This is a genomic window from Legionella qingyii, from assembly GCF_003990155.1.
Taxonomy (GTDB): Bacteria; Pseudomonadota; Gammaproteobacteria; order Legionellales; family Legionellaceae; genus Legionella; species Legionella qingyii.
Window position 1 is genome coordinate 205695 of record NZ_RZGX01000002.1, and the last position, 13531, is coordinate 219225.

The following is a 13531-nucleotide window of genomic DNA, read 5'->3' on the forward strand; positions in this document are numbered from 1 at the left end:
AGTGTAATCAGCATGTTTGTATTTGTAAGATTACGAATACAAACATACTACGATATCTCAAAATAAGACGAAAAATTTGACTAGACTCTGTTGACAATTGCTTAAATAGCCTACGTTCTGCGCGGAATCCAGCAACGGCTGCATTAAAAATGCGGTACATTTTAGTCTGTCCCTGCATAGATCTAGCGCATAAAGCGCGAGAAGTAGTCAGAATCAAGTGAAATGTCAACAGACTCTATATAGTAAACCCTGAATTTTCTCCATGATTAATCTCTGATGACCGTTCACGAATACTTCTACAAAGTTCACCTATATCTTGAGTTGGTCCTTGAATTGACAAATGATTTAGGATTTGAGGATTTGTAACAATTGCATCGTGAATCTTGTGTCTTCCAGCCTCACCACCAAAAGAGTTTTCGGTCAAATCCATATAAACTTCAGATTGAATTTTATTCGCACGAATAAAATTAGATAGTTTTTGAGCTCCATCTTGTTTAATCGCATTGTATACCAAATGAAGCTTTATTTTTAAGTCATCAGGCATATGTTCTAATGCATCTAAAATGATGGCAAAGCCTTCATCTTTTAACCCTTGCTCACTTAAGTCTAACTCCAGTTGATTAGGGCTCTTTATTGTCTTTAGGGCCTCGAATAATATATTAACTTCGTTCGTCGTGAGGTGTTTAACCCCGAATTGCAGTGATAATTCTTCTGGGCATTTATTAGACTTTAATGTATTGGCCAAACTGCAGATAACGCCTGTTCCATGTTTACTAAATTCATACATGATACTTAAACTATCCTTTTTTGTACCACATTCCATACCCTCTATTAGAGCTGCAGAACCAAGCTTAGTTGTTGGATTAAATAATAAATTTAACGATAATTTATGAATACTACTTGGTAATTTAAGCATCGCTGCTAATTCAATGAACCCTTTATCTGAAATGTCATTATTGGCTAAGTTTAGCGACACTTTTGATGGGCAATGATCTGACTGCAAAGCATGAGCAAGCATTATGGCTCCCTCATTTCCTAGTCTATTACCTGCAAGTCCCAATTTAACCTCAGAAGCGCGGCCCCCTTGAGCAACAGTATCAGCCAAGATCCCTAATGATTTTATACTAAGCGAAGTTTTGGCTAATATGAGCGTTATAGAGTCAGGACACTTATCCGATTGTAAAAAAGTAGCGAGCTCAGAAATATCTTCATCACTTAGGGGATGATTAGTGAAGTCTAAGCAAAGACTATTCATTGAATTTTCCATGAGGGTTTTACAGATCGCCCCCATTTTATTTGTTACCGGATGAGTTGGAGAAAACTCAAATCGTAGATCCCGTTTATTTTTATACTCGTTAACTAAAAGATCAAAACCTTCAATGTCATGTACTTTAATTATTCCTTGGGGCATCAGTGACATTCCTTAAATTTAAAATCATGAGAAGATAATTTAATCAATAATTAATAGTGCATTATAGCATCATAATGAATCATATTAAGTCACGATTGATACTGAGTTTTCTTTGCATATCAGTCATTAAGGTTAAATAATGTGCTAACTTTAAAATATGAAATCTGTTAGCTCAGCATGAAATCATACAATCAAGTAGATGAGTATTTAGCTGAATAAATTCAATAGGGTATTTGAATGGCTACAAATAAATTTCATTATATCTGGATGGGTCGTTTGCCGACTGGTAAGCATGAGGATTCATTTAAAAATGGCCCTAATGCATTAGCCCAGCAATTGAAAGAATATGTAATGAATACAAAGAAAAATAGAGATGCAGATGATCCTAACCCTCAAGATCAAGAGATAATAATGTGGGTACCCGAAGACCTAATTGGAGGAATCAAGGAAGCAGAGTATCTCGATCCAGACATTACACTAAAGCCCATTGAAGATCTTTATAAAAATGCCAAACATTTAACTGAAGAAGAACGAGAAAACTTAAAAAAGACTGTTGATTTATTAGGAGAGAATAATGCATATTCCGCTCAAAAAGATATTCTGGAAGCCGCAATACTCGAAGAATATGGCGGATACTATTTAGATACCACCTCAACCGTCAGATCAATTGAATACTTGATCAATAATCAACCTCAAGATATATGGTTTCCAAGGGTTACAGAAGAAGATCAAAAATATTATGACGAAGATACCTTTATCTTACCTGATGTATGGGCTATGTATAATCCGACACCAGGCGAAGGCACTTGTAAGGCGATGCTTAATGGCTATGTAGAACGATGTCAGTTCTATTTTCCAGAACACCTTGAACGTATTCAACTTGATGTGGAGGCATTTAAAGCTAGATCGGGGTATGAATATCAATCTTATGGAGCAGGAAGTCAAATCATGTCTTCCAATTCGAGAGATGACTTAATCGGGCACCTTGTTATTTTTTCATTATATGATGGCCTAAACCAAACAAGGGGCCCCTTAACTAACGCCCTATTGTGCAAACTAAGCTCATTTGCTGAAGATGCACCAGGAGGTAAACACATTGAAGAATTTGGTATTGAAAAATTCCATAGGGGAACATGGCGACAACAAGCAATTGCAGATAATATTGTTGAGCGAATAGAAGAACGTGAAACTCAAGTCGCACTAGAGGAACAAATCTAAAAAATCGCATCACCACCTAATCTTTCACGTATTTACAGTACAATGGACTGATTTTGAAAATAAATTATCTAAAATAAAAGATAGAGAAACACTCGAACATTTTGTAACTGATTTCAAAAAAAGTAGTTCTTATGCGATCCTATCAAAAGGACAAGATTTAGTAACCAGGATGTTTTCATTAGATACAGATTCTGTAAGCAAAGTTGAAGATATGATCCAAGCCCAAAAATCAGAGCAAGAGGGCCAAAAACTATCTATGTAACCAAGTGAAGGCTATGTTTGCTATCACAACGTCCAATACTGCCTACTCATTTGTCACAGGAATTGGCGCTCCGTCTCGTTACGTGCCCTCAGACCAAGAAAATGAAGACTATGCAAAACTCCAGGTAATTTGTCCACCAATTGCTGTTGTTTGAGTGTGGGTATTCCCTTTAAGAGCAGTCAACGGAGTAACCAGATTCACCGACATTGGGTTAAAGAAAGAATGCCCAATTCCCACATCATAGCCTAAATTCGCATCTTGTTGATAATGAGCGCCTATGGCCAGAATGGTTGCGCTACCCACAGGATCAGCAATACCCCGATCGCGATCATTGGAAGGAGTGCTCATAAACTGTATACCGCCGCGGAATAATATTTTTTCAGTTGCCTTATATGTAGCGCCAACTGCGTAATCAAAACAATTGTGATAATTAAAAGGAATCGTTACCGGAAGCGTTACTCCCATTGGAGTTTGCGTATTTTCCATTCTTATTTGATTAAATGTACTCCAGTTGGTGTAAAAAACTGTAGCCATTCCAGTCCAACGTTTTGTGAAATCATGTTGCAAACTCAATTCAGCTCGGGCTGGTAAGGCCGCCTTTGTTTCTTGTTGATTGGTTCTGAAGATTGCTACTGAAGGCCCTATTGCAGGCGCAGTAACTGTACTATGACCCGTCGTCGTAAGTGAAATTCGAGAGTAGTAACTTAAACCAATCCGTGTTTCTGGTGAAAAATCAAATAATGCACCACCATGCCATCCATATCCCCAGCCACTTAAGTGGTTCTCGAGCCTTGAATCAAAAGGGAAAGAAACAGGCGGTCCATACATATTATTCAGAGTAAAGGCCAAATGCAGCGCATCAAATCCCGCACCCAAAGAAAAACGGTCTGTTACTTTTAACCCTAAGCTTGGACCTACATCAATTCCCACAACCTGGGCACGTGTTGTAGCATAGCGTGCTATAGAAGATCGCGTAGAACCATAATTCGTACCCAGCCCAAAGGGAGTAGTTACATTAAAACCAAACGCAACGCGCTGAGTTAGAGGCGCCGAATAATAAAATGAGGGTAGAAAAGCCCTAATTTGGCTCCGTGCCACTCCTGATTCAACAACAGGGAATGGGAATGGAAATGTTGGCGTCGTTGCAGTTCCCGTGAATCGAGTAGTACCTATGATACCTAATGCATTCCCTACTATTTGTTGATGCGCCAGTTTAACCAGACCCGCCGGATTGGTATAAGCCGTACTTGCATCACTGGCGGCAGTAGCCCAATCGGCATAAGCCACACCTAAGCCCGCAGTATTAACAAAAGGCAGGTTAAAATCGGATGTTGCTAAAACTGGAGAAACAAGAAAGAACGAAGAAAGCGCTAGGTATAAATGAGACCGACGCACGTTTTACTCCTTTATATTTTACTATCCTTTAATAAATTGATAATCATTTCAATCTCTTCTGTCATGGGTCTGCAGTGTTCTATTTTTGGAGAGTACTGACGAACCGTGTGGTAAATAGATTGAGCTCTTTTACCCGCTTTTTCAATGCCCCTTAATTCAAGTGCCTGTGTTGCAGCGAGCAACAAAATCGCGGTGAGACGTTCCAAATTAGCGACTGATTCTTGAAAATCAAGAGCCGCATGTGTTCCTAAACTATTCACATCCTGATTATCACCCTCTGTTGGTAGAGTAAATGACTGATGTGCCTGGGCTAATTTACGATTTTGTACTGCCAGTGCCGCTGACAGCAGTTGCATCGAGCGAAAACCATTGTGCATTCCAGGATTAGGAACTAAGTTCACCGGTAAATTATGATTTTTACGAGGATGAACTAAGTTTGCAAGTAATGCATGCATCCAGGTAGAGGCCTGGGCAATATTCATTTTCAAAATATCGCATGCATCCGTGATGTAATAACCCATAAAATTTGCGCTATGATGAATAGTATTCGCAACAACATCAATGACAGGATTATCATTAACGGAATTCATTTCATTTTCTATCCAGCGAATCGCACGTTCCAAGTTCTCTTGAAATGGACCAAATCCTTGAGGAACAGAGCGAATTGAATAATAATCTTGCACTGGTTTATAGGTATAATCAGTTGTCCGTAATTCATCTAAATCCGTCAATAATTGACTACCTTCCCAGAAATCAATAAAAAATTGATTGATGGTGGTCTCACCCTTTTGCTTTTTCAGTTGATGCACCATCGGATGATAAGCACTGCTTATTACGAGCAATGACTCTAAGGTCATCGCAATTGCGGTCAGCATTTGCTTGAATAAACGGTGCAAATCATAAACTGCCAGACTGGCTATTGCCGTCATAAATGATGTGCCATTAATAAGGGCGAGCCCATCACGCATCACAGGTTTATAAGCTTTAAGGCCAGCTAATTGAATCGCCTCGGGTGCCCGCATTATTTTATTCTGATAAGTTACCGCGACCGGCTCGCCAATAAGTGCGGCTGCAATCATGGAAAGAGGAATAAGATCACCACTGGCGCCAATAGAACCATAGCAACGAACAACGGGGGTAATACCAGCATTCAGAAAATCTAAAAGTGAATTAATCAATTCGGGGTGAATACCTGAATAACCTTGCGCCAGACAATGGGCGCGCAGCATCATAGTCACTCGAACGATATGAGGCGCAACAATTGTGCCCAAGCCGCAAGAAAGAGAGCGAATGATGTTTTCTTGTCGCTCATTAATCGACTCATAATAATCCAGAGTCTCAGTATCTTTTAAAGCAGCATCGATATAGCGAACCTGATCACCAAAATTGGTATTGACACCATAAATGGGAACTCTCGAATCAACATGAACTTTCAAAAACTGATATGAAGCCTCGATTACTTCCATAGCCTTTGGTGGTAAAGCAACCGGAGATGAATATTGTGCTAATACTTGTGAAGAAGCGATGGTTAAATGACAACCATGGCCAATCGTTATAATGGGCTTGTCTGCTCCGCTCATGCTTATAGTATGAGATATTTTGGAAGGATCAAGTGACTTTAAATGTTCCAAGCGTAAACTCCATTTATCATAGTAAAAAAATTCATCATGAATTGAACATAGTGTGTTCTTTTCTAGAATACTTTGCAATAGAAAAATAATACTTTACTTTTTGAGCTATAACTTAAGAAACCCGGGTAAAGGCTGTACCTTCACCCAGGTTACAACCGTATACTAGAATGGCAACTCCAATTTGTTATCTAATAAATGCATTTGTTTTTTAAATAACTGCTGAATTTGTTCCAGGTTCTGTTCATCTTCTGCTTCAAAACGAGCAACGAGACAAGGAGTTGTATTTGATGCACGCAACAGCCCCCAGCCCTTATCTAACTCCACACGCAAACCATCAATTGCAATGACACGTGCCTGAGGAGGGAATTCTGCCATTTCATTAAACCGCTTCATAAACTGAAATTTCTCATCATCCGCTATGGCAATTTTTAACTCAGGGGTATTAACACTATTAGGAATGACTTCAAATTGTTCACTTACCGTCATCTCCGAAGCGCCAATGATTTCAAGTAAACGGCAAGCACTATATAGTGCATCATCAAATCCATACCAGCGATCTTTGAAAAACAAGTGGCCGCTCATTTCACCAGCCAAAGCAGCTCCTTCTTTTTTCATTATGTGCTTCACAATAGAGTGGCCAGTAGGACACATTTTAGGTACACCGCCCGCCTCTTTGATCACAGCCTCTAAATGACTAGAGCATTTCACATCAAAAACTATAGTTGCTCCGGGAAGGCGTGTTAATAATTCACGAGCATAAAGCATCATTAAACGATCCGGCCAAATCATTTCCCCTTTATTCGTGACTAAACCTACTCGATCGGCATCCCCATCAAAAGCCAAACCCAAATCAGCCTTATGTGAAGCTACCGCAGCTTTCAAATCAACTAAATTAGCCTCGATGGTTGGGTCAGGATGATGATTAGGAAAGTTACCATCTACATCACAATAAAGCTCAACCACGTCACAACCTAATTCACGAAGCACTTGCGGTATAATTGGACCCGCGATACCGTTCCCACAATCAACTACGACTTTTAATGGGCGCTTGATTTTGATATCACTTATAATCCGTTGCTTGTACATAGGTAATATATCGAACGCCACGTCTTTACCTTGGCCAACAATGCGTTTCCCTTCCATCACCATTCGATATAAGATATCAATATCTTCATGCATCAAGGTCTTGCCCAACAACACCATTTTGATGCCATTGTAATTTGCCGGATTGTGACTTCCTGTGACCATTAAACCACAATCGACATCTTGAGTATGAACTGCAAAATACATCACCGGGGTAGGAACTGCACCTAGGTCAAGTACTTCAATTCCGCTATCTAGTAATCCTTGTTTTAATGCCGAAGCCATGGCAAAACTAGTAAGACGACCATCCCGTGCCAAGAAAATTTGCTGACGTTGCAAATCACGCAAATAACAGGCTAGGGCCAGTCCAATGCTATAAAAAGCATTTTCATCCAATTCCTGTCCAATTATGCCTCTAATATCATAAGCACGGAACACAGAACGAGAAACTTGTTTTTGCTGATAGTTCATTTAATGTCTCCCCGAACTGCCAAATCCACCTTCGCCTCTTGATGTTTCAGTAAATTCATCAACGAGTTCAAAAGCAGCCTGCACAACTGGAATAAAAACTAATTGCGCGATACGCTCTCCAGGATTCACAGTAAAATGCTCAACCCCTCTATTCCAGCAAGAAATCTTGAGCTCACCTTGATAATCAGAGTCAATTAATCCAACCAAATTACCCAAAACGATACCATTTTTATGTCCCAAACCTGAACGGGGTAAAATTACTGCTGCTAATTTGGGATCAGCAATATAAATTGATAGACCTGTCGGTAATAACACGGTCTCTTGGGGAGCAATTTGAATTGGTTCGTTAATACAAACACGCAAATCTAGGCCGGCTGAACCATCGGTCGCATAAGTAGGTAGTGGAATCGTGTCACCGATTCGAGCATCAAGAATTTTTAACTGAATCGCTTGCGTCATAATTTTTCCTGTTAACATTAATGCGCATCATTTTGCAGAGTTGCAGCAATGATTGCAATAATTTGTCCTGCCAACCGTGTTTTATGGGTTAAGGCCAGTTCGATTTGCTTGTTTTTTGTAATTAAAGTTACTTGATTGACCTCGCTGTCAAATCCAAGTCCTTTTCCCACTGCATTAGCCACAATCATATCCAATTTTTTATGCTGTAATTTTTCGGTGGCATAATGTAAAACATCCGTAGTTTCAGCAGCAAATCCAACTACATAAGCACCCTTAGCAGAATCAACAACATGGCTTAAAATATCGGGATTTTTTATCAATTTAAGCGTCATTTCATCATGATTTTTTTTCTTTATTTTCTCAGATTCAGGTGACTCAACCCGATAATCTGCAACAGCAGCTGTTCCTATAAATATACCACCTGCTGGCATTTCCTGCATGACAGCACTCAGCATTTCTTGTGCAGATTCAACCCGAATCCGCTTAATCATCGCCGAGGCCTGTAAAGAGCTCGGTCCACTAATCAAAGTAACTTGGGCTCCTGCCATTGCAGCCGCTTCTGCCAGGGCATAACCCATTTTTCCGGAACTGTAATTACTGATATATCGCACTGGATCTATAGACTCACGGGTAGGTCCTGCAGTCACAAGCACTTTTTTACCTCTTAATAACTGATGTACATCATGCAGGCGTAAAGCACTAATGATTTGTTCCACTTCACTTACTCGTCCAAAACCTTGCTCACCACAAGCCTGGGAACCTTCTTCAGGACCAACAAAAATAACTCCTCGTTCCTGTAAAAGCGTACAATTGGCTTGCGTCGCAGGATGAGCCCACATACTACGATTCATCGCTGGACAAACAATCACGGGAACTTCTGCGACGAGATATAAAGTGGAGAGTAAATCATCAGCAATACCTTGAGCTATTTTGGCAAGACAATTAGCAGATGCAGGTGCAATTACCAAATAATCAGCCCAGCGCGCCAATTCAATATGCCCCATAGCACGCTCTGCCTGGGCATCAAATAAATTCGTACGTACATCATTTCCTGATAATGCTTGCATCAATAAAGGACTAACAAATTCCTGGGCCGATTGCGTCATCACCACTTTAACCTCGGCTCCGGCTCGAGTTAATTCTCTAATCAGATAAGCTGATTTATATGCGGCAATCCCGCCACAAACTCCAAGAAGTACTTTTTTCCCAATAAAATCTTGCATGGTTGAATGTTTTTGATAAGAATAGCGTCGATCAAAGCATAAACTTCGCAATAAAGGAATAGAAAAATGACAGTTGTCCAATCGACACGGCAGTTAGACCTGCGTGAAAAACTACTTACTCATGGAGCACAAAGCCTTTCAGATCCAGAGTTACTCGCAATTTTTATCAGTTCCGGCAGTAGTAAAAAATCCTGTGTCCAATTAGCATTTGATCTCCTCAAACATTTGGGCGATTTACGTGCCATTCTTAATGCCGATAAACAAAGTTTCAAGCAAATACATGGTTTGGGGGATGTGCGTTATGCCCAATTACAAGCAGTCAAAGAAATGTGCCGGCGCAGTGATTACATTCAATTGCAAAAAGAAACTCAAATCACCAACAGCAAACAAACCTATGCGTATTTGAAAAAGCGTATGCGTGATTACAAAAATGAAACCTTTGCGGCTCTATTTCTTGATAATCAACATCGCATCATTGCTTATGAGGAGCTTTTTTCTGGCACAATCAATACTGCAACAATTCATCCCAGACCCATCATCGAACGAGTCCTACAACTTAATGCCGCAGCACTCATTCTTGCCCACAACCACCCATCAGGGATATCTGATGCAAGCCATCAGGATATTGTCGTAACCGAGCGCATCCGAGAAGCGTTGGAATTGGTTGATGCCCGTTTACTTGATCATCTAATCATTGGTGACAACGAAGTCTATTCCATCCTTGCTGAAAGCAAATCGATATGCTGCAACGAATCACCTCTCCCGTAAAACGGGAGACATCGACACAACACATCGGATGAAGGCATCAAATAAGTCAACAGAGAAATAAGCTAGAGCGCTTAGAAACAACAATCTCCTTCAGCGGAAGGTTTATGGTATTTAATCTCTATAATCCAAAGCAATATCAAGTTAACAATTGTATGCAGATTGAGCTTCTATCATCTTCTGTCGCTCAGAAAATTCATGCAATTGATCTTTAGAAATTGTAATTTTATAGTGTTCATCAGTTGAATAATTCGTCTCGAGAATAAAAGTAAACTTTTTATTTTCGTTGATTGGCTTATCTTCTTCGCAAGGGGTTATTTTTTCAACAAAGTGATATGATTCATCCAAAGTTTTGCCGAAATGATGTTTATGACCAAACCCCACTTCCTCACCGAGGGTTTGTATGGGTAATCCAGCCAAGTATTTTACTGCCAGCTCAAGATCACTTTCTGTTAGTTCCGACTGACATATTCCAGAAAATTTTTCTTTAAACGAACTACTTTTAACTTGTGTGCCTTCCTCCATCGTGGAGGGAAAATGTTGTCTTTGTAGGGATTGGAGTTTGGTGAATAACCCTATATTTCGTGAGGAACTATGAGTAATATTTCTTTTTATAAAACTACCGCTGCGCTCACTTTTTATTAAGTCACAATCTTTTTCTTTAATTACAATATTGCGAATATTGTGAATGTGGGTTATTGGTTTACCAACATGGGCATTCATTGTATCGAGTATTTTACCCAAAGTCAGTGGTTCACTCGGTTGGCACTTTGCATAATGACGGGCTATTTCTGTAGCGATATGAAATGCTTTATCTTTATCGCTTTTTAGACCTCTTTGATTGGCCGCGAGTGCCTCAATAAATGCCATATTATATTTATCGATTTCTTCTTGTTTCGGTTTATCAAACAATACATTAAGCCGATGATCGAGGGCATTATAAAGATTTGCTTCATCCTGGAATTTAGTAAGAACTGTATCCACAATAGGTCGGCAAGTCCGTAATAACCCCCCGGCATAGGCCCAGTTGTTTACTGAATTGTTATTGAGCCATGTATTTCCATGGATACGCGACAAGATGCTGTTTTTTGCATAATATGTCTTTCCAATTTGATTTATTATATCAATCTGACAGTGCCACTCTTCAGGAATAGGATAAGAACCAAGTGAAAATGCTTCCGTAAGGGATTGATCTCCTGCAACTCCGCAAACATCAGATAAACGCATCAAATCAAGTGTTGTATCATGTGTAAATCGGTTCCTGTGAAACACTCTAAACTCTCTACTGGGACTTGATTCATTCAAAACAATTTCTTTATGCGGTTCTTTTGAATTTTCAGAATAAAATACAATCTTACTATACCCTAGTTGCTTTAACTGATCTTGAAAATCTTGCTCTTCAAGTGTGGAGAATACCTGCGTTACTTTATTCTCATTATCCGAAGCACTTACAAAATAATTTGCATGTTTCCCTGCCTCATTACTTGCTGCAAATACCGTAGCCGCTCGCTTGTAAGAAAAAGCGAAATTATAGTAAGAAAAAGAAAAACTGTTTTTTTTAATAAATGAAGAGGTATCATTGCCCTCATTACCCAACACTTGCTTTTTTAAAAGAGGATCAAGTCCGTTAAGTATTTTGCCGCGAGCTTCCAATTTTGCAGCTGAGTTCAGACGCGAAAATTCTTTTAAATCCGATTCTATTAAAATTCCCGGATAGTCCTCACCTACACCTACATTGCCACTTAAACAAATTATTGGTGGCTCATAAATTTTCTTTTCATATAGCCCATATTCACCTATAAAAATTTTGGGGCAAGTACTTTTTTTATGATAATGATTCAAAGAGTTATTAAAAATAGCGGTTTCTACTGCAAGTTGAGCACTGTCACATAGCTTGCGGAGCAGAGAGAAATCCGTGTGATCTGGGTTAATCATTTTGATTTTAGGATGCGTCACTTGATCTAAAAAATCAGGCTCAATCTCGATTATTTTATTTATTGAATCTTTTTTTGCCAAAACATAGATTGGAGCCTCTGGATATTTTTCCGATAGAAATTTAGCTATTTTCATTCCTAGAGAAACATCACCATAACCTTTCTGATCAATCATATGTAAGACAATTGGACCTTTAAAATCAGATTTGCCTTTAAAATCAGGTTTAAATACATCTTCAGCCCGTATCATAATTTATAGATCATAAAAAAAGCCATATGATTAATATTAGACCATTCATGCATTTATTGTAGGATTGAACAAAATAGTTGCTGATCTTTTAAAATCGAAATTTGATAATATTGAAAGGAGAATATGAAGAACTAAGCTCTGGTAAAATCAAAAGAAATAATTTTAGCAATTTCAGGTTGTTTTAAAGCCAAAGCCAACAGGCGGTCAACACCTAAAGCCACTCCGCTGCAAGACGGCAAGCCATGCTCTAAAGCATGCAAAAGATATTGATCTGCTTCCACTGAAGGAAAACCTTTTTCACTTCTTAGTTTTTGATCTTGAATAAAACGATTTGCTTGAGCAGCCGCATCGGTTAACTCATGGAAGCCATTTGCTAGTTCAACTCCTTGGTAATACACTTCAAAACGCTCTGCTACCCCATGGTTAATTTTTGCTAAAGCTGCTTGCGATATTGGAAAATTATATACAGCAACTGGGGCGGTTTCCTTACTCAGAAAAGGTTCTACAACATGGCTCATAAGAAGAAATAGATATTGATCTCGGTCTTCTTCTTGAGGAGATAACACATTATCTAAATCATAACGAGTCAATATTTTCCTAAATTGTGTAATTGGCGCAGAAAAGGGATCAACATCACATGCTTCAAGAAAAGCCTGTTGATACGTTTTTTTGATTATGGGCTTAGATTGCATCACCATTTGCAGGAAATCATCCATCTCATCCATCAAAGCATGGTGATCAATATCCAATCGATACCACTCTAGCAAAGTAAACTCTGGATTATGCCATCGCCCTAGTTCATCGTCGCGAAAAACCCGCGCTATTTGAAAAATAGAACCGCTGCCTGCTGCAAGCAATCGCTTCATATGGTATTCAGGGGAGGTTTGTAAACAATAGGATTCACCACGAAAAGTGGCTTTGATATTACTTAGATAAACATCCGTTGTACCATATCGCGCCATAATTGGAGTTTCTACTTCCAAATAACCACGTTCAGTAAAAAAAGAGCGTATTTTTGCTAATAATTTTGCACGTTGACGCAAGAGATCGATCGATGCAGAAGGCTGCCACATTAATAAAAAATTCCCAATTCAAGTCGCGCTGCTTCAGTCATTCTGTCTTGAGACCAAGGCGGCTCCCAGACTAACTCTACAGAACAATCGCGAACGCCTTCAACTTTATTAACCGCTTGTTCTACTGTTCCTGGGAACGTTTGAGCAACAGGACAACCTGGAGTAGTTAAAGTCATATGTATGACAACGTGGGCATCATCATCAATCAAGATATCGTAAATTAAGCCCAAATCATAAATATTTACTGGAATTTCAGGATCATAAATCTCCCTTAGCGCATTAATAATGGCTTCTTTCAGTAATTCTGAATCCTGTTTTTTCTTAAAACCAAACATAAAGTACCTACTTATATTTTG

The 13531-nt window shown here is 39.2% G+C and carries 12 protein-coding genes; 3 read left to right on the forward strand and 9 right to left on the reverse strand.

Annotated elements, in window-relative coordinates; all coding sequences use genetic code 11:
• Positions 1-235: 235 nt before the first annotated feature.
• Positions 236-1411, reverse strand: a complete 1176-nt coding sequence (locus tag ELY20_RS02050; protein ID WP_158618854.1) for a leucine-rich repeat domain-containing protein — start codon at positions 1409-1411, stop codon at positions 236-238.
• Positions 1412-1648: 237 nt separating this feature from the next.
• On the opposite strand from ELY20_RS02050, the gene ELY20_RS02055 reads away from it, so the two are divergent.
• Positions 1649-2629, forward strand: a complete 981-nt coding sequence (locus ELY20_RS02055; protein WP_110141035.1) for a hypothetical protein — start codon at positions 1649-1651, stop codon at positions 2627-2629.
• A 19-nt stretch (positions 2630-2648) separates the two neighbouring features.
• Positions 2649-2891 carry a hypothetical protein gene (locus ELY20_RS17130; RefSeq protein WP_110141034.1) on the forward strand — a complete coding sequence of 81 codons (243 nt, stop codon included), beginning with the start codon at positions 2649-2651 and terminating at the stop codon, positions 2889-2891.
• A 108-nt stretch (positions 2892-2999) separates the two neighbouring features.
• Here ELY20_RS17130 and ELY20_RS02065 read toward each other — a convergent pair whose 3' ends face one another.
• From ELY20_RS02065 to coaBC, 5 genes are all read right to left on the reverse strand, one after another.
• A complete protein-coding gene (locus ELY20_RS02065) occupies positions 3000-4286 on the reverse strand; it encodes an OmpP1/FadL family transporter (protein WP_110141033.1) in 1287 nt (428 codons plus the stop codon).
• Between the two features lie 11 nt (positions 4287-4297).
• On the reverse strand, positions 4298-5917 hold the full coding sequence (locus ELY20_RS02070; RefSeq protein WP_233590475.1) for an HAL/PAL/TAL family ammonia-lyase: 1620 nt from the start codon (positions 5915-5917) through the stop codon (positions 4298-4300).
• Positions 5918-6079: 162 nt separating this feature from the next.
• On the reverse strand, positions 6080-7471 hold the full coding sequence (locus ELY20_RS02075) for a phosphomannomutase/phosphoglucomutase (RefSeq protein ID WP_110141032.1): 1392 nt from the start codon (positions 7469-7471) through the stop codon (positions 6080-6082).
• Complete coding sequence (gene dut, locus ELY20_RS02080) at positions 7472-7930, reverse strand: dUTP diphosphatase (RefSeq protein ID WP_110141157.1); 459 nt, start codon at positions 7928-7930, stop codon at positions 7472-7474.
• A gap of 17 nt (positions 7931-7947) precedes the next feature.
• A complete protein-coding gene (gene coaBC, locus ELY20_RS02085) occupies positions 7948-9153 on the reverse strand; it encodes a bifunctional phosphopantothenoylcysteine decarboxylase/phosphopantothenate--cysteine ligase CoaBC (protein ID WP_110141156.1) in 1206 nt (401 codons plus the stop codon).
• 66 nt (positions 9154-9219) lie between these two features.
• Here coaBC and radC point away from each other — a divergent pair, with 66 nt between their 5' ends.
• Complete coding sequence (gene radC / locus ELY20_RS02090; RefSeq protein WP_110141031.1) at positions 9220-9921, forward strand: RadC family protein; 702 nt, start codon at positions 9220-9222, stop codon at positions 9919-9921.
• Between the two features lie 141 nt (positions 9922-10062).
• Here the strand turns inward: radC and ELY20_RS02095 are convergent, their stop codons facing one another.
• The 3 genes from ELY20_RS02095 to ELY20_RS02105 form a co-directional block, all read right to left on the reverse strand.
• The gene (locus ELY20_RS02095; protein WP_110141030.1) at positions 10063-12102 is read right to left on the reverse strand and encodes a hypothetical protein; all 2040 of its coding nucleotides are present in this window, start codon (positions 12100-12102) and stop codon (positions 10063-10065) included.
• A gap of 131 nt (positions 12103-12233) precedes the next feature.
• Positions 12234-13175: an elongation factor P--(R)-beta-lysine ligase gene (gene epmA / locus ELY20_RS02100; RefSeq protein ID WP_110141029.1), complete on the reverse strand. Its 942-nt coding sequence runs from the start codon at positions 13173-13175 to the stop codon at positions 12234-12236.
• On the reverse strand, positions 13175-13510 hold the full coding sequence (locus ELY20_RS02105; protein WP_058467011.1) for an SUF system Fe-S cluster assembly protein: 336 nt from the start codon (positions 13508-13510) through the stop codon (positions 13175-13177). Before ELY20_RS02105 ends, epmA begins: the two co-directional genes overlap by 1 nt.
• Positions 13511-13531 lie beyond the last annotated feature (21 nt).